Annotated in this window: 23 protein-coding genes and 1 pseudogene; 10 read left to right on the forward strand and 14 right to left on the reverse strand. The window is 64.1% G+C overall.

All coding sequences use genetic code 11. The features are described from left to right. Positions 1-24: 24 nt before the first annotated feature. Positions 25-840 carry a ferredoxin--NADP reductase gene (locus ACZ5U1_RS01135; protein ID WP_449471277.1) on the forward strand — a complete coding sequence of 272 codons (816 nt, stop codon included), beginning with the start codon at positions 25-27 and terminating at the stop codon, positions 838-840. Positions 841-1,052: 212 nt separating this feature from the next. Beyond that, positions 1,053-2,058: pseudogene (locus tag ACZ5U1_RS01140) on the forward strand (IS30 family transposase). Between the two features lie 398 nt (positions 2,059-2,456). On the opposite strand, the gene ACZ5U1_RS01145 reads toward ACZ5U1_RS01140, so the two are convergent. Together ACZ5U1_RS01145 and ACZ5U1_RS01150 are read right to left on the reverse strand one after the other, a co-directional pair. Continuing rightward, positions 2,457-2,900, reverse strand: coding sequence for an NfeD family protein (locus ACZ5U1_RS01145; protein ID WP_464779008.1), 444 nt, complete (start codon positions 2,898-2,900; stop codon positions 2,457-2,459). Further along, positions 2,900-3,871 (reverse strand): SPFH domain-containing protein, encoded by a 972-nt coding sequence (locus ACZ5U1_RS01150; RefSeq protein ID WP_464779009.1) that lies wholly within the window; start codon positions 3,869-3,871, stop codon positions 2,900-2,902. The genes ACZ5U1_RS01145 and ACZ5U1_RS01150 overlap by 1 nt, the downstream gene beginning before the upstream one ends. Before the next feature lie 98 nt (positions 3,872-3,969). On the opposite strand from ACZ5U1_RS01150, the gene ACZ5U1_RS01155 reads away from it, so the two are divergent. Then, positions 3,970-4,785 (forward strand): HpcH/HpaI aldolase/citrate lyase family protein, encoded by an 816-nt coding sequence (locus ACZ5U1_RS01155; protein ID WP_464779010.1) that lies wholly within the window; start codon positions 3,970-3,972, stop codon positions 4,783-4,785. Between the two features lie 60 nt (positions 4,786-4,845). Here ACZ5U1_RS01155 and ACZ5U1_RS01160 read toward each other — a convergent pair whose 3' ends face one another. From ACZ5U1_RS01160 to ACZ5U1_RS01170, 3 genes are all read right to left on the reverse strand, one after another. Next, the gene (locus ACZ5U1_RS01160; RefSeq protein ID WP_464779011.1) at positions 4,846-5,850 is read right to left on the reverse strand and encodes an IS30 family transposase; all 1,005 of its coding nucleotides are present in this window, start codon (positions 5,848-5,850) and stop codon (positions 4,846-4,848) included. A 290-nt stretch (positions 5,851-6,140) separates the two neighbouring features. Further along, positions 6,141-6,758, reverse strand: coding sequence for a hypothetical protein (locus ACZ5U1_RS01165; protein ID WP_464779012.1), 618 nt, complete (start codon positions 6,756-6,758; stop codon positions 6,141-6,143). A gap of 84 nt (positions 6,759-6,842) precedes the next feature. Beyond that, a complete protein-coding gene (locus ACZ5U1_RS01170; RefSeq protein WP_464779013.1) occupies positions 6,843-8,291 on the reverse strand; it encodes a sigma-54-dependent transcriptional regulator in 1,449 nt (482 codons plus the stop codon). A 157-nt stretch (positions 8,292-8,448) separates the two neighbouring features. On the opposite strand from ACZ5U1_RS01170, the gene ACZ5U1_RS01175 reads away from it, so the two are divergent. The 5 genes from ACZ5U1_RS01175 (at position 8,449) to ACZ5U1_RS01195 (ending at position 11,529) form a co-directional block, all read left to right on the forward strand. Further along, complete coding sequence (locus ACZ5U1_RS01175) at positions 8,449-8,574, forward strand: aa3-type cytochrome c oxidase subunit IV (RefSeq protein ID WP_464779014.1); 126 nt, start codon at positions 8,449-8,451, stop codon at positions 8,572-8,574. Positions 8,575-8,599: 25 nt separating this feature from the next. Continuing rightward, entirely contained in the window at positions 8,600-9,718 is a 1,119-nt protein-coding gene (locus tag ACZ5U1_RS01180; RefSeq protein WP_464779015.1) for an NAD(P) transhydrogenase subunit alpha, read from the forward strand. 128 nt (positions 9,719-9,846) lie between these two features. Continuing rightward, positions 9,847-10,128 carry a proton-translocating transhydrogenase family protein gene (locus tag ACZ5U1_RS01185; protein WP_464779016.1) on the forward strand — a complete coding sequence of 94 codons (282 nt, stop codon included), beginning with the start codon at positions 9,847-9,849 and terminating at the stop codon, positions 10,126-10,128. Then, positions 10,125-10,778, forward strand: a complete 654-nt coding sequence (locus tag ACZ5U1_RS01190; protein ID WP_464779017.1) for an NAD(P)(+) transhydrogenase (Re/Si-specific) subunit beta — start codon at positions 10,125-10,127, stop codon at positions 10,776-10,778. The genes ACZ5U1_RS01185 and ACZ5U1_RS01190 overlap by 4 nt, the downstream gene beginning before the upstream one ends. 58 nt (positions 10,779-10,836) lie before the next feature. Next, complete coding sequence (locus ACZ5U1_RS01195) at positions 10,837-11,529, forward strand: aspartate/glutamate racemase family protein (protein ID WP_464779018.1); 693 nt, start codon at positions 10,837-10,839, stop codon at positions 11,527-11,529. A 105-nt stretch (positions 11,530-11,634) separates the two neighbouring features. Here ACZ5U1_RS01195 and ACZ5U1_RS01200 read toward each other — a convergent pair whose 3' ends face one another. The 7 genes from ACZ5U1_RS01200 to ACZ5U1_RS01230 are packed head-to-tail and all read right to left on the reverse strand — an operon-like array spanning position 11,635 to position 18,703. Further along, on the reverse strand, positions 11,635-12,624 hold the full coding sequence (locus ACZ5U1_RS01200; RefSeq protein ID WP_464779019.1) for a type II secretion system F family protein: 990 nt from the start codon (positions 12,622-12,624) through the stop codon (positions 11,635-11,637). 16 nt (positions 12,625-12,640) lie between these two features. Beyond that, complete coding sequence (locus ACZ5U1_RS01205; RefSeq protein ID WP_464779020.1) at positions 12,641-13,636, reverse strand: type II secretion system F family protein; 996 nt, start codon at positions 13,634-13,636, stop codon at positions 12,641-12,643. Positions 13,637-13,694: 58 nt separating this feature from the next. After that, entirely contained in the window at positions 13,695-14,975 is a 1,281-nt protein-coding gene (locus tag ACZ5U1_RS01210; RefSeq protein ID WP_464779021.1) for an AAA family ATPase, read from the reverse strand. 2 nt (positions 14,976-14,977) lie between these two features. Continuing rightward, the gene (locus tag ACZ5U1_RS01215) at positions 14,978-15,625 is read right to left on the reverse strand and encodes a CpaD family pilus assembly protein (RefSeq protein ID WP_464779022.1); all 648 of its coding nucleotides are present in this window, start codon (positions 15,623-15,625) and stop codon (positions 14,978-14,980) included. A gap of 17 nt (positions 15,626-15,642) precedes the next feature. Beyond that, entirely contained in the window at positions 15,643-17,163 is a 1,521-nt protein-coding gene (locus ACZ5U1_RS01220) for a type II and III secretion system protein family protein (protein WP_464779023.1), read from the reverse strand. Position 17,164: 1 nt separating this feature from the next. After that, positions 17,165-18,178, reverse strand: coding sequence for a Flp pilus assembly protein CpaB (gene cpaB, locus ACZ5U1_RS01225; RefSeq protein WP_464779024.1), 1,014 nt, complete (start codon positions 18,176-18,178; stop codon positions 17,165-17,167). Positions 18,179-18,229: 51 nt separating this feature from the next. Then, positions 18,230-18,703: an A24 family peptidase gene (locus tag ACZ5U1_RS01230; RefSeq protein ID WP_464779025.1), complete on the reverse strand. Its 474-nt coding sequence runs from the start codon at positions 18,701-18,703 to the stop codon at positions 18,230-18,232. Between the two features lie 41 nt (positions 18,704-18,744). On the opposite strand from ACZ5U1_RS01230, the gene ACZ5U1_RS01235 reads away from it, so the two are divergent. Both ACZ5U1_RS01235 and ACZ5U1_RS01240 read left to right on the forward strand, forming a co-directional pair. Beyond that, complete coding sequence (locus ACZ5U1_RS01235) at positions 18,745-19,710, forward strand: alpha/beta fold hydrolase (protein ID WP_464779930.1); 966 nt, start codon at positions 18,745-18,747, stop codon at positions 19,708-19,710. Further along, positions 19,707-20,810, forward strand: a complete 1,104-nt coding sequence (locus ACZ5U1_RS01240) for an NAD(P)/FAD-dependent oxidoreductase (protein WP_464779026.1) — start codon at positions 19,707-19,709, stop codon at positions 20,808-20,810. The genes ACZ5U1_RS01235 and ACZ5U1_RS01240 overlap by 4 nt, the downstream gene beginning before the upstream one ends. A 127-nt stretch (positions 20,811-20,937) precedes the next feature. Here the strand turns inward: ACZ5U1_RS01240 and rnhA are convergent, their stop codons facing one another. Both rnhA and thrB read right to left on the reverse strand, forming a co-directional pair. Further along, the gene (gene rnhA / locus ACZ5U1_RS01245) at positions 20,938-21,384 is read right to left on the reverse strand and encodes a ribonuclease HI (protein ID WP_464779027.1); all 447 of its coding nucleotides are present in this window, start codon (positions 21,382-21,384) and stop codon (positions 20,938-20,940) included. Further along, a complete protein-coding gene (thrB, locus tag ACZ5U1_RS01250; protein ID WP_464779028.1) occupies positions 21,381-22,358 on the reverse strand; it encodes a homoserine kinase in 978 nt (325 codons plus the stop codon). Before thrB ends, rnhA begins: the two co-directional genes overlap by 4 nt. Positions 22,359-22,360 lie beyond the last annotated feature (2 nt).

A 22,360-nucleotide genomic window follows, 5' to 3' on the forward strand; every position in this document is an offset into this window, starting at 1 on the left:
GTGGATTTGGCAGGAGACAAGGTTTTGAGCGACGTGACGATCGAAAAGCCGGTACTGGAGCCGACCGGCGCCCTGACTGTCGAAACCGTGCTGTCGGTGCGGCATTGGAACGAGCATCTGTTCAGCTTCCGCATCAGCCGCCCGGCAAGCTTCCGCTTCCGTTCGGGCGAGTTCGTGATGATCGGGTTGCAGGGCGACAATGGCAAGCCGCTGTTGCGCGCCTATTCCGTGGCCAGCCCTGCGTGGGACGAGGAATTGGAGTTCCTGTCGATCAAGGTGCAGGACGGGCCTCTGACGTCCAAGCTCCAGCTGATCCAGCCGGGCGACCAGATCTATCTGGGCCGCAAGCCGACCGGTACGCTGGTGACTGACGCGCTGCTGCCGGGCAAGCGGCTGTTCATGCTGTCGACCGGCACCGGCCTGGCGCCCTTCCTCAGCCTGGCGCGCGATCCGGACGTGTACGACTTTTATGAAGAGGTTGTCGTCGTCCACTCCGTCCGCCGGGTCAGCGACCTTGCCTTCCATGACGAGATGACCGGCAAGCTGGCGGAAGACCCGCTGGTGTCGGAGCAGGCCGCCAACCAGTTCCATTATGTGCCGACCGTCACGCGCGAGCCGTTCCGCAACAATGTGCGGATCGACAAGCTGGTCGAAAGCGGGGCGCTGTTCGAAGGCATCTCGGGTGACAAGAAGTTCAACCCGGAAACTGACCGTGTGATGATGTGCGGCAGCATGGAGATGATCAAGCAGTTCGCTGCGTTCTTCGAGGGCGAAGGTTTTGTTGAGGGCTCTAATGCGGCGCCGGGGGCTTTCGTGATTGAGCGCGCCTTCGTCGGGTAAGTGGGCGGAGATCAGTGGTACGAGAGGGCTGGCGGCGACGCTGGCCCTTTTTGTTTGGGTATGGGCGAACCTCTGCGCAAGGCCATTTGTAATCACTACACTTCGGTCATCCCAGCGAAAGCTGGGATCTTGTGAGGGTTGGCCGAGCGCCATCGACTGAGATCCCCTGAGTTCACGGAACAAGTGCAACACCTGCTAGGGGTGTTGTTGCGATGGGACAGAGATATGGCCAGCTCAGCCTTGAGGAGCGGATCGAGATTTACCGCCTGCATGCAGGCGGTAAATCGCAAAGAGCCATAGCGGCGCATCTCGGGCGGGCACCGGCTACGATCAGCCGCGAACTGCGGCGCAACAGCGTGCGAACCAAGGTCTGGCCCGGTGGCTATGAGCCTGTCCGCGCCCAGCAGCTTGCCGAACGCAGGCGCCGATGGGGATTGCCGCTTCAAGCTGGAACGCCAACCGGACCTGCGCGGCCTTGTGAGGGACGGCCTTGCGATGGGATGGTCCCCCGAGCAGATCGCAGGCCGATTGACGCGCGAGCACGGTCGCACCCTCATCAGCCCTGAGTCAATCTACCGCTTCATCTACCACCGTTCGGCACAGAAGGATTATTGGCACCGCCTGCTGCCGCGCGCCCGGCACAGGCGCGGTCACCCTGTCCCTACCGGCGGGAGCATGCTCGACATCATCAAGCATCGCCGCTCCTTGAGCGAGCGCCCTCCTGACGCCGATGATCGGCAAAGCCCAGGCCATTGGGAAGCCGATTTCATGCTCTTTGCCCGCTATGGCCAGGCCATCCTCGTCGCCCATGAACGCGCCTCCCGGTTCACGATCATCCACCGGCCACAGGATCGAAAGGCCCGCAGAACCGCAGGCCATCTGGCGGACATGCTGGCCGACCTGCCCCAAACCCTCCGACGCTCCATCGCCTTTGACAATGGACCCGAGTTCGCCCGGCATCACCAGCTCGCAAGCCAGATCGGCATCCAGACCTTCTTCTGCGATGTCCGATCACCCTGGCAAAAAGGCGGCGTCGAAAATGCCATCGGACGCCTGCGTCGCAGCCTGCCGCGCAAAACCAACCTCGATGCCATCACCCCCGATGACATCCTCGCTGCCATACAGCGATACAATCATACGCCAAGAAAATGCCTCGACTTCCTTACTCCCGCAGAGGCATTCTCACGCTTCAATCCAAATGTTGCACTTCAAACGTGAATCTACATGCCAGCTTGCGCTGGCATGACGAAGTGAGGAGGGTCCGTTAACGACCATTTTTGGTCATTCCAAATCCTCCCTGCGCGAAGCGTGGGGAGGGGGACCAGCCGCAGGCTGGTGGAGGGGAAAGTGGCACGACCTGCGAGATTTCCCCTCCACCATTCGCTTCGCGAACGGTCCCCCTCCCCATCTGCCGATGGGGAGGATAAATGTCCGCTTCCCCACCCATCAAAGACATTCCTCTCCCGCGAGCGGCAGGGCTAGGGGTCGGCGCGAGCGGAGCGAGCTTCTGGGTTATGTCTCACATAACAAGGCAGATGTTGCGCCAGCCCACCCCCTAACCCCTTCAAACGAGTCACGTGCCTCGTTTGAACGCTAGCGGAAGGGGGAATGACACCTCAGGCCAATTCCACCTGTAGCACCGACGCCTCCGCACCGACCACGCGTACCCGGCTCCCCGCCGGCGCGTCGGGGCCTCGGCAGGACCAGACGCTGTCGCCCACTTTGACGCGGCCATGGCCTGCTTCGATCGGTTCGACCACCAGCACGACCTCGCCGATCAGCCTCGCCGTCCGATCATTGAGGAGGGGGTCCTGTGAGCCCACCGGATTGGCGGCATACCAGCGGCGACCGCCCCAGACCGACACGAGGCAGAGCAGGGCGAAGATCAGCAATTGTACCGGTACGGATACCGGCAACAGCAGCGCGATCAGCCCCGTCACCGCCGCCGCCAGCGCGACCCAGATCAGGAACACGCCGGGGATCATTACTTCAGCGACGCCGAGCAGGGCGGCGAAGACCAGCCAGCCCCAATGATCGTCCAGCATGCCGAGCCAGTCCATCAGCCCTGACCCTGCGCGAAGGGGCTGCGGCGGGGCGGAGCGGGGGGCGAGGTTGGCGCGCCGTCACCGCCGAGCGCTTCCTTGGCGAGCGCGCCGATGCCGCCCAGCGTGCCGATCAGCTGGGTCGCCTCGACCGGGAACAGGATGGTCTTGGCATTGGGGGAGGTGGCGAACTGGCTTACGGCCTCGACATATTTCTGTGCGACGAAATAGTTGATCGCCTGCGCGTTGCCCGATGCGATGGCTTCGGAGACCATCTGCGTCGCCTTCGCTTCGGCTTCGGCCTCGCGCTCGCGGGCTTCGGCGTCGCGGAAGGCGGCTTCGCGGCGGCCTTCGGCTTCCAGGATCTGGCTCTGCTTCTGGCCTTCGGCTTTCAGGATTTCAGAAGCGCGCAAACCTTCCGATTCCAGGATCAGCGCGCGCTTTTCGCGTTCCGCCTTCATCTGGCGGCCCATGGCGTTGACGATGTCGGCGGGCGGGCGGATGTCCTTCAGCTCCACGCGGGTGATCTTGATGCCCCAGGCGTTGGTGGCATGATCGACGACCGAGAGCAGGCGGGCGTTGATCTCGTCGCGCTTCGACAGGGTTTCGTCGAGGTCCATCGAGCCCATGACGGTGCGCAGGTTGGTGGTCGCAAGCTGCATGATCGCGACGTAAAGCTCGGAGACTTCATAGGCGGCCTTCGCGGCGTCCAGCACCTGGAAGAAGACGACGCCATCGACCGACACCATGGCATTGTCCTTGGTGATGATCTCCTGCCCCGGAATGTCGACGACCTGCTCCATCATGTTGATCTTGCGGCCAACGGCGTAGAAGAACGCGGGGTAGAAATTGAGGCCGGGGCGGGCGACTTCGGTAAAACGGCCGAAGCGTTCTATGGTATATTGATAGCCCTGACGCACTACCTTGACGCTCACGGCCAGATAGAAGAGCACCAGGAAGGTCACCGTTAGCGCGAAGGTCGTCAGCATCTTTTTCCCCCTTAAGAAGCGCTTGACTATGACGCGGATTCGTTAACGGGGAAAGTCAAACCGTCACGAAGGCGGTTGGGCCATACAGGAGACCTGCCATGTTGCTGCGCCACGCCCGATCGCTGCTGTTTCTGCCAGCGTCGAACAAGCGCGCCATCGCCAAGGTGCGTACGCTGTCCTGCGATATGGTCATGCTGGACCTGGAAGATGCGGTGCCCGACGATCGCAAGGAGGAGGCGCGCGCCAATGCCGTGGAAGCGGCGGCGGAAGGCTTTGGCAAGCGGCTGTGCGCCGTGCGGATCAATGCCGAAGGGACGCCGTGGCACGGCCCGGAAATGATCGCGGTCAAGCGTTCCGCCGCAGACTATGTCATCCTGCCCAAGGTCGAAAACGCCAAGCAGGTGCGCGACGTGTTCAGCGTCTGCCAGAAGCCGGTCATCGCCATGATCGAAAGCGCGGCTGGCGTTCTTGCCGCCACGTCGATCGCGGCGGAGGAGGGCACGGCTGGGCTGTTCATGGGCACCAATGACCTGCGGCAGGACCTTGGCATTCCTCCTTCCGCGGGTCGGGAAGGGCTGAGCTTCGCCTTGCAGTCAGTGATACTGAACGCGCGAGCGGCGCGGATCGCGGTATTCGATGGCGTGTTCAACCGGCTGGACGATGAAGCGGGGTTCGAAGCGGAATGCGCCGCCGGGCATGCCCTTGGTTTCGACGGGAAGACGCTGATCCACCCGAGCCAGGTGCCGGTCGCCAATCAGGTGTTCGGGCCGGATGCGCAGGCGGTTGCTGACGCACGGCGCTTGATCGAGGCGGCGACAGGTGGAGCTGAGCGGTTCGAGGGGCGCATGATCGAGGGGATGCATGTCGAGGAGGCCCGGGCGCTCGTTGCGAGGGCTGAGGCGGTGATGGGTTGATGGGTGTGGGGTGTGATTGCCTGTTAACGCCGTCATCCCAGCGGACGCTGGGATGTAGATTCACGTTTGAAGTGCAACATTTGGATTGAAGCGTGAGAATGCCTCTGCGGGAGTAAGGAAGTCGAGGCATTTTCTTGGCGTATGATTGTATCGCTGTATGGCAGCGAGGATGTCATCGGGGGTGATGGCATCGAGGTTGGTTTTGCGCGGCAGGCTGCGGCGGAGGCGTCCGATGGCATTTTCGACGCCGCCTTTTTGCCAGGGTGAACGGACATCGCAGAAGAAGGTCTGGATACCGATCTGGTTTGCGAGCTGGTGATGCCGGGCGAACTCGGGTCCATTGTCGAAAGCGATGGAGCGCCGGAGGGTTTTGGGCAGGTCGGCCAGCATGTCCGCCAGATGGCCTGCGGTTCTGCGGGCCTTTCGATCCTGTGGCCGGTGGATGATCGTGAACCGGGAGGCGCGTTCATGGGCGACGAGGATGGCCTGGCCATAGCAGGCAAACAGCATGAAATCGGCTTCCCAATGGCCTGGGCTTTGCCGATCATCGGCGTCGGGCGGGCGCTCGGTCAAGGGGCGGCGATGCTTGATGATGTCGAGCATGCTCCCGCCGGTAGGGACAGGGTGACCGCGCCTGTGCCGGGCGCGTGGCAGCAGGCGATGCCAGTAATCCTTCTGTGCCGAACGGTGATAGATGAAGCGGTAGATTGACTCAGGGCTGATGAGGGTGCGACCATGTTCGCGCGTCAATCGGCCTGCGATCTGCTCGGGGGACCATCCCATCGCAAGGCCGTCCCTCACAAGGCCGCGCAGGTCCGGTTGGCGTTCCAGCTTGAAGCGGCAATCCCATCGGCGCCTGCGTTCGGCAAGCTGCTGGGCGCGGACAGGCTCATAGCCACCGGGCCAGACCTTGGTTCGCACGCTGTTGCGCCGCAGTTCGCGGCTGATCGTAGCCGGTGCCCGCCCGAGATGCGCCGCTATGGCTCTTTGCGATTTACCGCCTGCATGCAGGCGGTAAATCTCGATCCGCTCCTCAAGGCTGAGCTGGCCATATCTCTGTCCCATCGCAACAACACCCTAGCAGGTGTTGCACTTGTTCCGTGAACTCAGGGGATCTCGTGAGGCTGGGTTGAGCGCTATCGATGGAGATGCCAGCTTGCGCTGGCATGACGGATTTTGGGGCAAGTCTGAAACATCCCCCTCCCGCTTGCGGGAGGGGTTAGGGGTGGGCGCGAGCGAAGCGAGCTTCTGGGCTTACCTCAAAATGTAAATCTGGCGTTGCGCAGGCCCACCCCCGGCCCTTCAAACGAGTCACGTGCCTCGTTTGAACGCCTGCGGGAGGGGAGATATGGCCTCTATCGCTCCGTAGCGTTGGCCGCTTTCCCGGCTTCCGCAGGCGCCGCCCCCTTCGCCGCAAAAACACGCAAGCTATCCAGCACCTTCTTCGCGATCGGCTGATATTGTTCGCTCAGCATCTCCGGGTAAACGAAGGTGGCGGTAACGATCCCCCCGTCCGGCTGGCCCAGCAGGCGGACGGCGACATTGTTACCCTCGCCATCATTGGCCGTACCGCGATATTCATTGTCGCCGATGAAGTCGCCATCGACGCCTTCTGAACCGCTGCTCATCGACTGGACGACCTGCTGGAGCGTCTGCTGTTCTCCATTGCGTTGCCAGAAGACGCGGACGTCCGCGCCTGCGCCGGGGTCCTGAAAGACCGTGCCGTCGGGGGTGCTTGCGGCGGCATCCTGTTCCCAGCCTTCGGGGAAGCTGACCGAAAAGCCGCGATCGTCATTCACATAGTTGCGGTTCTCGGCGGCCTCCGCCTTGCCCTCCGCCAGCGCCTTGGCTGCGGCGGCATTGGCTGCGGCGGCCAGTTCTTCCTGGCTCGGCATATCCTCCACCGGCTCGGCGCGCCCGCAGGCGGCCAGCAGGAGGAGGGAGAGGAGGGCGGCTTGGCTGAGCTTTTTCATGCCCTGTCCAAAGCATAGGCGGCCCGACATTTCAACGTCGCAACGATGCCGAGCGGCGGATGAGCGCTACGCCGCGACGGGCGTTCAGGCGGCGCTGTCGATCCCGAGTTCGGCGAGCTTGCGGTAAAGGGTCGATCGGCCGATACCGAGGCGGCGGGCAACCTCCGTCATGCGGCCGCGATAATGGCCGATGGCGAGGCGGATCACGTCCGCTTCGATCTCCGCGAGCTGGCGGACATGGCCGTCGCCTTCGAACAGGGTGATGCCTGCCGCTTCCCGGTGAGTCTGCGGCACGGTGCGCAGGCGGGGATGGAGCGGCTCGCCACTGGCGCGCGTCCGGATATGCGCGGCGATCTGCGGGAAATCCTGCGGCGTCAGGGCGTCGCCTTCGCACAGGACGGCGGCGCGGAAGAGGGCGTTCTGAAGCTGGCGCACATTGCCAGGCCATTCATGCTGCATCAGCAGCGCGAGCGCATCGTCGGTGAGGCCCAGGCCGCGAAGGCCCGGCTGGGTGGCGATGCGGGCCAGCAGATGGCGGCAGAGCGCGGGCACGTCGCCGATCCGTTCCCGCAGCGGCGGGATGGTCAGCTGCACGACGTTCAGGCGATAATAGAGGTCCTCGCGGAAGCGGCCCGCTTCGATTTCTTCGACCAGCCGCTTGTTGGTCGCGGCGATGATCCGCACATCGACATGGACCGGCCTGCGCGCACCGAGGGGTTGTACTTCGCCATCCTGCAGGACGCGCAGCAGCTTTACCTGAGCGTCGAGCGGCATTTCGCTGACTTCATCGAGGAAGATCGTGCCCATGTCGGCGGTGACGAACTTGCCGACCTGGCGCTCGAAGGCGCCGGTGAAGGCGCCGCGCTCATGGCCGAACAGGTCCGATTCGACGAGATTCGCGGGGATGGCCCCGCAATTGACCGTGACCATCGCCTGTTTGTGGCGGGGTGAGGCGGCGTGAATGGCGCGGGCGATGACATCCTTGCCGACGCCGCTTTCGCCTTCGATCAGGACGGGCACGCGGGCGCGCGCCGCCTTTGCCGCGATGGCGAGGGCGGCGCGGAATTGCGGCGCGGCGCCGACCACATCCTCGAACGACAGGGCGGCGGAAATCTTCTCCGTGAGCGGGCGCAGCTCGCCCTTGCCATGCTCCTGCGACAGGGTGGCGTTGAGCGCGGCGAGCAGCCTTTCGGGCGCGACCGGCTTGGCCAGATAGTCCGTCGCACCAGCGCGCATTGCATCGACGGCAACCGCAACACTGTTATGCGCGGTCAGAATCAATATGGGCAGCGCAGGGCGGCGGCTGCGCAATTCGCGGACGAGGCCGGTGGCTTCCGGACCCGGAATCCATTGATCGAGCAGCACCGCGTCGAGCCGCATGCCGTCCTGCGTGCCGAGCATGGCGATCGCCATGTCGCCGTCACTCGCGAAGATCGTGCGCCACCCGGCGCGTGCGGCGAGCGCCGACACAAGCCTGCGCTGGGCAGGCTCTTCATCGATCAGCATCAGCATGGGAACGCCGTCGCGCGCCATCTTACCCCTCTTCTTGTTCGGTGGCGCCAGCCTAGCCCAAGGGGGTAAAGGCGCCCTTAACCGGAAAGTTTTTCTTCCTCTGTTTCGAGGTTGAGGGGGGAGAACCTTGTCGATAAGAGGGGCGCGCTTAAAAACACAGGCGACTAAGGGAATGGAAATGGCGTCAGAAGGAAATATGGAGAGCGCGACCCAGACCTATTCGGGGTTCGTGTCCCTCGTGAAGTGGGGCACCATCGCATGCGTGGTGCTGGCTGCGATCGTCGTCCTGCTGATCTCCAGCTGAGATTGGTGCCGCGAGGGGGATGTCGATGAAGATCGCGATTATCAAGGAGCTTGCCGAGGGTGAGCGCCGGGTGGCCGGTACGCCGGAAACCGTCAAGAAGTTCAAGGCGCTGGGCGCTGATGTCGCGGTGGAAGCAGGCGCAGGCCTGACCGCCGCCATCGCTGATGCCGATTATGCCGCGCTGGGTGCAACGATTGCCGATCGCACTGCGACGGTGGCGGGCGCGGACATCATCCTGGGCGTTCAGGGGCCGGACGTCGCGACCATTACAGGCGCGAAGCCCGGCGCGTGGATCGTCGCGGGCCTCAACCCCTTTGTCGAGCGCGCGCGTGTCGATGCCTATGCATCGGCGGGTTATGAGGCGCTGGCGATGGAATTCATGCCGCGCATCACCCGCGCTCAGTCGATGGACATCCTGTCTTCGCAATCGAACCTCGCTGGCTACAAGGCGGTGCTGGACGCTGCGGCCGAATATGGCCGCGCTTTCCCGATGATGATGACGGCGGCAGGGACGATCTCCCCGGCCAAGGCGTTCGTCATGGGCGTGGGCGTCGCCGGGCTTCAGGCGATCGCCACGGCCAAGCGGCTGGGCGCGCAGGTGTCGGCGACCGACGTGCGCTCCGCCACCAAGGAGCAGATCGAAAGCCTTGGCGCGAAGGCGGTTTTCGTCGAAAGCGTCGCGGGTATCGAGGGCGAAGGCAAGGGCGGCTATGCCACCGAAATGTCCGAGGATTACCAGAAGGCGCAGGCCGAACTGGTGTCCAGCCACATCGCCAAGCAGGACATCGTCATCACCACAGCGCTGATTCCGGGCAAGCCCGCCCCGCGCCTCATCACCGACGCGCAGATCGCGACGATGAAGCCGGGTAGCGTGATCGTCGACCTTGCTGTCGAACAGGGCGGCAATGTCGAAGGCGCGGTGCTGGGCCAGGTGGTCGAGCGTCATGGCGTGAAGATCGTCGGGCACAAGAACGTACCCTCGCGCCTGGCCGCCGATGCTTCGGCGCTGTTTGCCCGCAACCTCTATAATTTCCTCTCGGCTTTCTGGAACAAGGACCAGAATGCGCCGGTGCTGGACGAGGAAATCGGCAACGCCATCCGCCTGACGCAGGGCGGCAAGGTCGTCAGCGACCGATTGCAATAAGCGGCTGTTCCTCTCCCGTGCCTTGCGCGGGGGAGGAGGTCTTCGTTTTGGGGGCCTAGCAGTAGCGGCGGCCCCACCGTGCGGATCTCCGTTTCGAACGGCCTCAACATGACCTTCAGAAGGCAGGAATGAGCGGGCTTCTCCTCTTCTATATCCTGCTTGCCTGCGCGGTTGGTGCGACAGCCGCATGGCGCCTGTCGATGGACGAGCTGAACAGCCGAATTGTACCGCTATTCCTGCTTATCACCGCTGGCATTGCCGGAACGCTGGTGGTCGCGGCAGAAGTGAGCAGCAGTTGGGCGCGCTATCTGAGCCTGATCGCCCTCATTCTTGCCAGCGCTACCTTTTGCGGCGGCTATGTCGCGACGCGCCGGGCTGAAAAATCGCAACAGGCAGCGAAACGCCCGTGAGCCTGAGCTTTGACGCGATCATCCTTGCTCAGACCGTGGCGGCGGCGCTGTTCGTTTTCGCGCTATGGCCACTGGGGACCGTCGCGGGCAGGCGGCGGCGCCAGGCGGCTTTGGCAGGGACGGTGATCCTGTCCGCAGCCGCCGTCTATGACATGGATGTGCTGAACGGGCCGGAGATCATCGGCGCGCTGCTGATCGGCGGGGCGGTTGGCCTGTTGCTCGGACGGGAATGGCCGGAAAGCCGATTGACGGTGCTGCTGACGATTTTCGCCGGGTTTGCGGGAGCGGCGATGATTTCCGCCGCCGCCGCCGCCTGGCTCAATCCCTTCGCCTTCGGACTGGTTGATGAGGGGAGCGCCGATGTCGCGACGCGCCATTTGCTGGCTCTTGGCGCGGTGGCACTGGCGGGAAGTGGTGCCTGTACCGCTGCTGTCGCCGCGCTGCTGAGGCGTGGGGGTGGAAATATGGCGTTGCTTGCGATCGGCATCGGCATGGTCGGCTGGGCCGCCGCAGCCTTCGCTTTTCTGCTGGAAAATATGGGCCTGGCCGTTGCCGGAGGGCTTGGCGGAGCGGCGGGAACGGGAATTACGCTACGCTTATGCGGTGGCGCGCGCGGGAAGGGGCTTGCCGACGCGCAGGCCCGTCCGTAACGCTGAAGCGGACAGACGCCGGGGCACCCCCGGACGGCAATTGGGGTAAAGACGCACCATGCAGAAGCTCGGCCTGATCGGCGGTCTCAGCTGGACATCGACGGCACGTTATTATCAGATCATCAATCAGGCGGTCTACCGCGCGAAGGGCGGGCAGCACAGCGCGCCCCTGCTGATCGAAAGTCTTGACTTCGCCGACATCGGCCGCTCCGCCACGGAGGAGGAGTGGGCGCATGCCGCGCAAGTGCTGACCGCGTCCGCCCGGCGGCTGGAGCAGGCCGGGGCAAAGGCGCTGCTGATCTGCGCCAACAGCATGCACCGCGTCTATGAAGAAGTGCAGGGCGGGGTGGATACGCCGATCATCCACATCGCCGACGCGGTCGGCCGCAAGATGAAGGCGGACGGCGTGCAAAGGGGCGCCTTGATCGGCACCCGCAACGTCATGACCGAGAAATTCTACCGGCAGCGGCTGGTTGGCCACGGCATTTCCCTGCTACCTGCGGACCTGGAACTCGCCGAGCGGATCGACCGCATCGTTTATGAGGAACTGACGATCGGCAAGGTCAGCCGCGAATCCGAACGCTATATGCGCTCGGAACTGACCGACATTGCCAAGGAGAATGTGCAGGCGGCGATCCTTGCCTGCACCGAACTGGAAATGATCGTCGATGTGAAGGCGAACGTCCTGCCCATCTATGACGGCACGGCGATCCACGCGCGGGCCGGGGTGGATGTGATCCTAGGGGATTGACCCGAACACCCCGTTCGTTTCGAGCGCTGTCGAGAAACGAACAGACCGGACAAGAAAAGGGGGCGCCCCTTCGGACGTCCCCCTACCTCCCCTTTTTAGAGTGTCTCAGAAGGCCGTGCTGATCGAGCAGGCCGCAGGGCCAAGGATCACGACGAACAGCGTCGGCAGAATGAACAGAATGAGCGGCACAGTCATGATGGCAGGCAGGCGCGCGGCCTTTTCCTCGGCGCGCATCATGCGTTCGTGGCGGAATTCGGCGGATAGCACGCGCAGAGCAGAAGCGAGCGGCGTGCCGTATTTCTCGGTCTGGATCATGGTCGTGACCACGCCCTTGATCGCGTCCAGCTTTACGCGGTTCGCGAGATTTTCGAAGGCCATGCGCCGTTCGGTCAGGAAGCTGAGTTCGATCGCCGTCAGTTGGAACTCGTCACCCAGCTCGGGATAGGCCTTGCCCAATTCTTTGGCGACGCGGCTGAAGGCGGCATCGACGGTCAGACCCGCCTCGGCGCAGATGACGAGCAGGTCGAGCGCGTCGGGCAACCCCTTGCGGATCGCGGCGGAGCGCTTCTGGATCTTGTTGTCGATGAAGATGTCGGGCGCCTTGTAGGCCAGCAGCAGTGCTACGGCGAAGGCCATGAAACGCTTGCCGCCGCCCCAGTCGGGATAGATGCCGACACCATAGAGCAGCAGCGCGGCCAGACCGCCGATGGCGATCGGCAGCACCATGCGGCCGAAGATGACGGCGACCGCCAAATCCTTCGACCGGATGCCCGCCTGCGCGAGCTTCAGCTGTGCCTCCTTCAGCTGGTCGTCCTGCAGCACCTTCAGGCTGGACAGGAATGACCGCATCTGATCGGTCGTCTGGCTCTTCTTGACCAGCTTGGCGCGGCGACGCGCAGTGGAGGCGGTAATCCCCGCCTTCAACTGTTCGCGCCGTTCGTTGAGCGCCTTGACCCGCTTTGCCATCGGGTCGCGCACGGTCATCACCGTGTACAGCACGAACAGCATGGCCAGCGTCGCCATGGCGGCCAGCAAGGTGCCGAAGTCCGTGGCGGACATGCCGAAAAGGGTGCCGGCGGGGGAAGCGGTTTCCATGTCTTTCTTTCCCCCGTCAGATTTCGAAGTTGATCATCTGCGCCATGATGAAGACGCCTATCCCCATCCAGCACATGCCGCCCAGACCGACGACCTGCATTGTCGACAGGCCGAAAAGGCCCGCCGGATCAGGCGTGAAGAAGGGGTGCATGTAACCGAAGTTGATGTAGCAGATCATGCCGAACACAAGGAACGGCAACGCGCCGATAATGTAGGCCGATGCCTTGGATTCTGACGACATGGCGCGAATCTTCAGCTTCATCTGGGCGCGCTGACGCAGCACGGTCGCTAGGTTGGAAAGGGTTTCGGCAAGGTTGCCGCCCGTTTCCCGCTGGATCGCGAGGCTGATGACGAAAAACTGGAATTCCGGCGTGCCGAGGCGATCGGCCGTTTCCTGCAACGCCTGATCCATCGTCTTGCCGATCTTGATGCGTTCGGTGATCAGCTTGAATTCCTCGCCCACCGGGCCGGGCACTTCGCTTGCCACGACGCCCAGGGTCTCGGTGATGGGCAGGCCCGATCGCAGACCGCGCGTCAACAGCTCGAGCGCGTCCGGGAATTTCATGGTGAACTGCATCACCCGCTTGTTGATCAGGCGGCCGACCCACATGTGCGGCAGCGCAAGCCCTGCCGCCAGGCTCATCATGATGGCGAGCAGCGGCGCGAAGCCGCGCACGAACAGAAAGGCGCACATGCCCAGCGCAATGAAGGCGCAGGAGGTCATATATTGGCTGACCGTCCATTTCTTGCCGGTCATGCGGATACGTTTGGCCAGATTTTCCGGGTTGGGAACCAGCGACACGAGCATCTTCATCTCGCTGCCCGGCTGCCGGTTGGAAATGGCCTTGCGCATGCGCGCTTCCATCAGCGCGTCGGTCGATCCGCTGTGACGTTCGCGGATCAGGGCGACACGGCGCTTGCTGGCCTTTTCAGCCGAAGGGCCAGCAAAGGCCATCGCTATCAGACCCAGGAAGGCCGTCAGCAGCATGATCAGCAATATGGAATTGCTCATGGTATCGCCCGTTCCGTAAAGGGGCATGCCGCCAGATGACGGCATGCCAGAACCAAATCTAGGCCTTGGCCTTGTCCTTGCGCGCCGGGATCAGCCCCCGGAGGTCGCCGATCTTGCCGAGCAGGGAGTCGCCCTTTTTCTTCGCGGGGTTGCCATCGGTGGCTTCGCCATCCTCGGCGGCCCCAATGATGGCGTCGAGCAGTGACATGCAAGCCGCGCCAACCTTGTTGCCCTTGGCGGTTTCGGCCAATGTCTTGCCGAGTTTTGCGGACTGCGCCGCGATCCGCAGGTCGAACGGCACGAGGATGTCCACCTTCCGCTCGATCGAGGTTTCGAAATCCTTGCGGCTGATTTCCTGGGCGCCCGCGTGAACGCGGTTGGCAACCACGATCACGCGCGTTTGGGGCGCATTGCTCTTCAACCAGGACAGGATGCGGATCGAATCGCGCGCCGCCGCCAGCGTCAGTTCCGTGACCACCACGGCGACATTCACGTCGCTCATCAGGTGCGGATGCTGGATCAGCATATGGCGCGGCAGGTCGACGACGCTGCATTCGAAAGCGGCGCGGAATTCCTCCAGCAGCTGGTAGAAGGCGCCGCCGTCGGTCAGCATCGGCTGGCTGATGGGCGCTTCGGCCGACAGGATGGCCAGTGTGTCGCTGGCGCGCACCATCGCGCGTTCGATGAAAAGGCCATCGATACGGCTGGGGTTATCGATCGCGTCGGTCAGGCCACGGCCCGGCTCCAGGTCCATCGCCAGCGCGTTGGTGCCGAAGTGGACGTCGAGGTCGAGCAGCGCGGTCGGCCGCTTCTGCTTGTCACTCAGCAGCCAGGCGAGCGAAGTCGCAATGCTGGAAGCGCCCACGCCACCACGCGTGCCGATGACGGCTGTGGTGAGGTGCGGTCGCTCGGGGCCTGCGTCGCGCGGGGCGAAGAACACGGCCTGCGCCTGTGCCAGCGCGTCGCGAAGCTGATCCGCGCCAAAGGGTTTCAGCAGATAATCCTGAATGCCGCTGGCGACGAGGTCGCGGTAAAGCCGGACGTCATTGACCTGACCGGCGGCGATCACAACCGTGCCGGGCTCGCATACCTCGGCCAGACTGTTGATGTCGTTCAGCGGGTCGCCGCTTTCGGACATATCGACGAACAGGATTTGCGGGCTGGCGCTGACCGACAGGCTCTGCACGGCATTGCGCATGCCGCCCTTGTTCACCTTTTCCGGTGCCCAGCCCATCTCGGCCGCGACCATGGCCAGCAGGTCATGGCTATGATCGTCGCAAACAAAGGCGTGGAAGGGGTCGCGCTGTCCAGACATGGCAGGTTTCCAGGGTGCGTTCATGATCAGTTGCCTCCCGACAGCGATTTAAGATCGCCCGACCCGGTCGGGGTCTTTTCGCGATAGGTCGAAATGGCCCGGTTCGAAGTGGCGGTGCGCAGGTCGCTTGCGCTGCTCTGGCCGCGCACCAGATCTTCCGGATTGGCGACCATCGCGGCGAGGTTGCCATTGACGCCGCACCCAAAATTGGAGGTGGTGCCAAGCTGGAATTCGGTTTCCTGCCTGCTGGACCAGTCGGGGCAGCCCGGCACGCGGGCCGTCGCACGACGCACCACCAGGCGGACGCTGCCAGCAGGCGCGGAGCCTGCGGCGGCGGAGCTGTCCTCACCCACCAGCATGCCGTGACGAGCGACAACGTCCGCGATGCCTTCGCGCAGTTCCGGGCTGTAATAGGCGTCGGTCACGATCGCGACCTGATCGCCATAGCCAAGGCCGATGGAGGTGAACCAATCTTCCAGGCGGCGCGCCTCCGAAGCGGCGAGGGCGCCGTCAGGGCCAGCCTGAACGTCGAAGGTGTAGGCATCGTGGCTGACGACCGGCTGATGCACCGATTCAACGCCGCGATTGACGCTGGAATTGCAGGCAGCAAGCGGCAGCGCCAACAGGGCGAGCGTGCCGAAGCGGAGGATATTTTTGGCGGACAGGGAAGTCATGACTGTCGTCCTTCCGATCAGAAGCTGAAGCCAGGCGCGGCGTCGGCTTTCGCCGAACGCTTGCCTGAGTCGCGGGGAGCCGCTGCCTGCGGGCCGGACGCGGGGGCCGGGCCGGGCTCACGGCGCGGCATGGGCCTGCGAGCGCCGCTCACGCCGTCATGGCCCTGCTGGAGCAGAAAGCCCTGTGCGGCATTGGCATTGCGGTAGCCATCGGTCGGCAGGTGCACGTCGGACGCGTTCATCGGCTTCACCAGATAAGGGGTAACGACGATGACGAGTTCGGTCTCATGACGCTGGAACCGGCGCGACTTGAACAGGCTGCCCAGGATCGGGATTTCACCGAAGCCCGGCGTCTTGCTGATCGAGTTGGCGGTGTCGTTGTTGAGCAGGCCCGCGATCATGAACGCCTGACCCGAACCCAGTTCGACCGTGGTTTCGGCCGTGCGACTCTTGAGCGCCGGGACGGTGGTGTTCACCGAGAAGTCGAGGCTGGACACGGTCGGGCGTACGCGCAGCGAGATGCGGCCATCGGCCAGCACGGTCGGGGTGAAGGCCAGCTGCACGCCATATTGCTTGAACTCGATGCTGTTGCCCTGCGTGCCGTTGCTGACGGTGTAGGGATATTCACCACCCGCGAGGAAGCTGGCCGTCTCACCCGACAGCGCGGTCAGGTTCGGCTGGGCCAAGGCGGTGGCAAGGCCGCTCGATTCGGCAAGGTCCAGCGCGCCCGCGACATCCATGCCTAGTAATTTGGCTACGAAGCCGAGCGACGTGGTGCCATCGATTGGGCTGTTGAACGTCCATTGGCGAGTGATATCGCCGTTGGAAAGGCCCGGCACGAAACTGCCCGAAGTCGCGAAGCCACGATCCGATCGGTTCATGTAGCCGCTGAAGCTCCCCGATCCCGTCCCCAGACCCCTTAGATTTGCGCCGATCTGATGGCCTATGTCGCGGCTGACTTCAGCGATCTTGACCTGAAGGTTGACCTGAAGCGGGGTCGCGGTGCGCAGGCGGCTGACCACGGTCACCTCCTTGCCCACGAAGGCCTGTGTCAGCCGTTCGGCTTCGGCGGCATCTTCTGGCGCGGCGACGGTGCCGGTCAGCAGGACCATGCCGTTCATCTTGTTCACGGCGATAGCGGCCTCGGGCATCGCCAGCTTCAGCATGTCGTCGATGTTCGACAGGTTGTTGCCGACGCGGACGGTGCCGGAAAACAGCACCTTGCCGTTGGTCGCCGTGGCAAAGACGGTCGTTTCGCCCGCTGCCTTCGCGATCAGGTAAAGCTGGTTCTGGGCGCGGACATGGACGTCGACCACATTGGGGTCGCCGATCACCACGTCGGACATCTTTGCGCCCAGATTGATGACCTTGCTGCCACCCACTGACATCAGGATCGCATTGTCCTGCATCGATGAAGGCGCGGCGTTGAGCGCGGTGGTCGGCGCGGCGGCCATGGCGGCGGCGAGGCCCAGCGCGATCGCGGGAGCGATGAGCGGCTTCACCGCCTTCTTGCCCGCCTGAAGGTTGATACGCTTCATCTTACTTCCCCCCGACCGGAACGACGGTCACATTGGTGCCGCGCGCAATGCGGATAACCGGTCCGCTGACGCCCCCCGGCGCTGCCGACGAGCCACCTGCGGGCACTGCGACCCCTGCGGACTGCAACGGCTTGGCGGGGACGGAGCTGCGCTGGTAGCGAGATACGTCCGCGCCCGTGGAATAGGTGCTGCCCTTATCGACCGGGCGCGCGGCGAGCTTTGCGATGATCTTCTTTTCCGCGTTCGGATTGGCGCCATCGGGCAGATCGACGTCAGAGCCGGCGATGGCGGCGTCGAGGTCGGACGCATTGTCCGCGATCGACCGCAGCGTCAGCGACAGCGAACCGATGGTCTGCGCCACCGCGATCTTTTCCGCGATCTTGGGCGTCACTTCGATGGTGACGTTGGAATAGGTTTGCACGACCGGCTTGCCGTCCGCGCCCAGCGCGTCCATGCGCTGGTCGGTGGCGAGCACGCGCAGGTTGCGCAGGATGGTTTCGGAAACCTTGAGCGGTTCGCCGTCGCCGCCGCCCGAGACGCTCTGCGTCAGCATCAGGTCGACGCGATCGCCCGGAAAGACGAAGCCCGCGACCGAATTCTGCGCCGACACCGGCACGGTGACAGCGCGCATGCCCGGCCCGAGCGCTGCGGCGAGGAAACCGCGCTCACCCGGCTTGATCACCGAGCCCACGGTCATCGGCTGGCCAGCGGAGATGGCTGTGCGTACGACGCTGCCCACGAGCTTTGCGGGATCGGCCTGACCCTGGATATAATAGGCCTGCTCGACCAGATCCTTGGGCCAGGGCTGGAAGCGGAAGCTTTCCGCGTCGAGGATGGTGCCGACCGGCAATGCCTTGGTCGCGACCAGCACATGAGGCTGATCCGCTGCAACGGGCATGTTGGAAGCGTTGGCTTGAGGCGCGCTAGACGAACTCAGCATGTTGCGCGCGAGAAGAGCTGTTGTGACCGCTATGATAAGCGCCCCCACCAGCAGCACGATTTTCTTGCCGTCCATGATGAAATTCGCCTCCCTCAATCAGGCAAGTTTCGCCCGAGCCCCCGAATTTTACGCAAAATGGTTAAGATATCGTTCGCCAATCAACCAAAGAGCGGCGACGGATATTGCTATGCCGTAAGGAATCTGCGGCTGGCCCAGCCGCCGGGTCGTCCGGTGGTGGACCACGGTGATGATCGTCACCACGCCCCCGACCATGGCCATGACCATCAACATCGACAGCACGGCTTCCCATGGGAACCACAGCGCCAGCGCGCCCAGCAGCTTGACGTCGCCCCCGCCCATGCATCCCATGGCGAAGAGTGCGGCGAAAAGCGCGAACACGGCGAGCGCCAGTGCGATCTGCAAGACCATGCCTGGCCAGACCGGCATGCCATTGGCGATCCACCACAGTGGAGCCAGCGCAGCGATGGTCAGGTTCAGCCGGTTGGATATGATCCGGGACCGCAAATCCGTCACGGATGCGACGACCAGCAGCACGCCAAGGGCGCACAGCAGCGCCGTCGTGAAATATTCCCCCGTCATGAATCTAAACCCTAGACCGAATGGCTTACCAAACCGTAACCATGCGCCCCATGGATTCGCCCGTGTCTGTTCCCCCGGCCTTTGACCGCCGCGCATGGCCGATGGATGGGCGGCTCGATTACTGGGCCGCGCCCGATGGCTGGCCGTTGCGCCGATATCGGCTGGGCGAGGGACAGCGCGGGCGGTTGCTGATGCTCGGCGGGCGCGGCGACATGATCGAGAAATATCTCGAAGTCATCGATCACTGGGCGAGGCAGGGCTGGGCGGTCACCGCCTTCGACTGGCGCGGACAGGGCGGCTCGGGCAGGCTGAGCAGCGATCCGCTCTGCGGCCATATCGATGATTTCGCGCTATGGATTGCGGACCTTGGAGCTTTCGTCGCCGATTGGCGGGCACAAGGGACAGGGCCATGCGTGATCGTAGCGCACAGCATGGGCGGGCATCTGCTGCTGCGCGCGCTGGCCGAGGGCATGGACCCGCCTGACGCTGCGGTCGCCGTCGCGCCGATGATGGGCGTCCATACCGCCCCGCTGCCACGCTGGCTGGCGGTGCTGATCGCCCGGTCCATGTGCGCGTTCGGCTTTTCCGACCGGCAGGCCTGGACGCAGAAGGAGAATTCGCAGCGGCAACGGGCCATGCGGCAGAAGCGGCTGACGCATGATCCGGAACGTTATGCCGACGAACTCTGGTGGCGCGATCATAGCCGGGACGTTGCGCTTGGTTCGCCAAGCTGGCGCTGGGTGTTGGAGGCGCTGCAATCGACCTTCGCGCTGGAGAAGGGCGGGAAGCTGGGGCGCATCGCCGTGCCGCTGCTGATCCTTGCCACCAGTGCCGACCGGCTGGTGTCCACGCCCGCCATCCGCCGCATCGCCGCGCGCATTCGGGGCGCGCGCCTGCACGTCTATGGGCCAGAGGCTGCGCATGAGATACTGCGTGAAATCGATCCGGTGCGGCTGGATGCCCTGCGGCGGATCGATGCCTTTCTGGATGAGAACGCGCCAGCATGAGCCGTTTCGACATCGTGATCGTCGGCGGCGGCATAGCAGGCGCCAGCCTGGGCGCGGAACTGGCGGGCCAGGCGTCGGTGCTGATCCTGGAACAGGAGGAAAGCGCTGGCTATCACGCCACCGGCCGCTCCGTCGCTTTCTGGGAGGAGACCTATGGCGGGCGGCGGGTACAGCCGCTGACCACGGCGTCCGGGCCGTTGTTGCGCTCGCCCGATCCGACTTTTGCACGCCGATCCTTCCTCACCCCCCGGCAGACGCTGTTCGTCGGGCGGGAGGCCGATAGGGCAGAGCGCGACCAGTTGATGCGGGAATTTTCGGGCTGCGTCGAACTGCGCCCTGTTGATCCCGCCGCGCTGGTAACGGGGCTGCGACCTCATTGGACGATCGGCCTGCTGGAACCGGGCGTGTGCGACATCGACGTCGCCGCGCTGCACCAGGCGTATCTGCGGCGCTTCCACGCGAAGGGTGGCAAATTGCGGCTGGGCACTGCTTTCGATCAGGCGACCGCAACGCCGGGCGGCTGGCGCATTCACACGAACGGCGGCGTCATCGATTGCGGCATCATCGTGAACGCCGCTGGCGCATGGGCCGATGACGTCGCACGGCGCAGCGGCGTCGCGCCTATCGGCATAGCCCCACTGCGCCGCACCGTCGTGCAATTGCGCGTGCCCGCGATGCCGTCAGCCGACTTGCCACTGGTCATGGACCTTGGTTCCAGCTTCTATTTCAAGCCGGAGGGGGAGGGGCGCATCTGGCTGACCCCGCATGATGAAGAACCTTCGCCACCCTGCGACGCCGCGCCTGAAGAGCTGGCGGTGGCGCAGGCGATCGCCCGCTTCGAAGATGTCGTGGACTGGCCGGTCGAGGCGGTCGAACGCAAATGGGCGGGGCTGCGCAGCTTCGCGCCCGATCGTGCGCCCGTCTATGGCTTTGACGCCGACGCAACGGGTTTCTTCTGGTTCGCGGGGCAGGGCGGTTTCGGCATCCAGACTGCACCCGCAGCGGCGTTGCTGGGATCGGTGCTGGTGACCGGCGGATCGATGCCCGAAGCGGTGGGCGGGATTGATCCCGCCGCTTATTCTCCCGCCCGTTTCAAGTGAACGAACGGACGGTCCTTTCGCAGGGCGTCAGCTATGCTTTGCGGCAAGTCGAGCGAATCGGACATAGCGTCATCGCCCCGCCTCCTTTTTCGACCCTTGCAGTGGGAGCGGCGTATCGCTCCCCCGTTCAGACGCGGAAGAGTTCGGCGGCCGCGCAGGCCAGCTGATCGGCGCGCTCATTTTCAGGGTGACCGGCATGGCCCTTCACCCATTGCCAGCTGACCTTATGCGGCGCGGCGGCGGCGAGTAGCGCCTGCCATAGCTCGGCATTCTTTACCGGCTTGCGATCGGCGGTCTTCCAGCCGTTCTTTTGCCAGCCGAACACCCATTTGGTGATGCCGTCCATCACATATTTGCTGTCGGTGTAGAGCGTCACCTGACAAGGCCGCTTGAGCGCATTCAGCGCTTCGATGGCGGCCGTCATTTCCATGCGGTTATTGGTCGTTTGCGCCTCTCCACCGGAAATTTCCTTTTCCGTGGCTCCAGAGCGCATCACCGCGCCCCAGCCGCCAGGGCCGGGATTGCCCTTGCACGCGCCGTCGGTGAAGATTTCGACCTTTGAAAGCGCGCTCACGCCCGCAACAACTCCGACGGCACAGTCTGCGCATAGAAATCCAGGCGCCGCAGATAGGCCAGCGGGTCCTTGCGCGTCACCAGCGCGTCGGCGGGCGTGTTGATCCAGTCATAGGCCCGCGTCAGCAGGAAGCGGAGCGCCGCACCCCGGCACAGGATCGGGAAGGCGGCCTGCTCGGCATCCGAAAGCCCATGCGCCGCCTGATAGCCAGCGAGCATTGCGGCCGACCGATCGGCAAAGAAGTGCGCGCCATCATTGCTGAACACCCATGCGCTGTGCGTGACGGCCAGGTCATAGGCGCGAATATCGGTGCAGCTGAAGTAGAAGTCGATCAGGCCCGTAACCTCATCGCCCAGCATCAGGACATTGTCCGGGAAGAGGTCCGCATGGATCACCGCGCGTGGCAGTTCGGCGGGCCAGTGCGCGTCGAGATAGGCAAGTTCATCCGTGACCCGCTGGCCAAGGCCGGGCGCGATATCATCGAAATGATCGCCGCACTTGGCCGCCAGATCGTGCCAGCCAGCGATGTCGAGCGCGTTGCGGCGTTCGCCCGCAAAGCCTTCCGCCGCGCGATGCAGCTGGCCTAGCGCCGCGCCTGCGGCTTTCGCCTGTCCGGCGGTAGGTTCGGTGACGGATATGCCGGTCAGGAACTCGATCAGGCAGGCGGGCCTTCCACCGAGCTGTTGCAGGCGCTTCCCCTCCCGATCAGCGATGAAGCGCGGCACCAGACAGCCGCGCGCGCCCAGATGATCGAGCAGATCCATGAAAAAGGGGAGGTCGGCCTCATCAACCCGCTTTTCGTAGAGAGTGAGGATATAGCGGTGGCCATTGCCGTCCGCGCCGGTGGTCTCCAGCAGATAGTTGCTGTTTTCCACCCCCTCGGCGATCCCCTTCGCAGAGACCAGCCGTCCCGCGTCATAGCGGGTCAGGAAGGCGTCGATTTCCTCGGCCGGGACATGGGTATAGACCGCCATAG

The organism is Sphingobium sp. TomTYG72 (genome assembly GCF_055394715.1).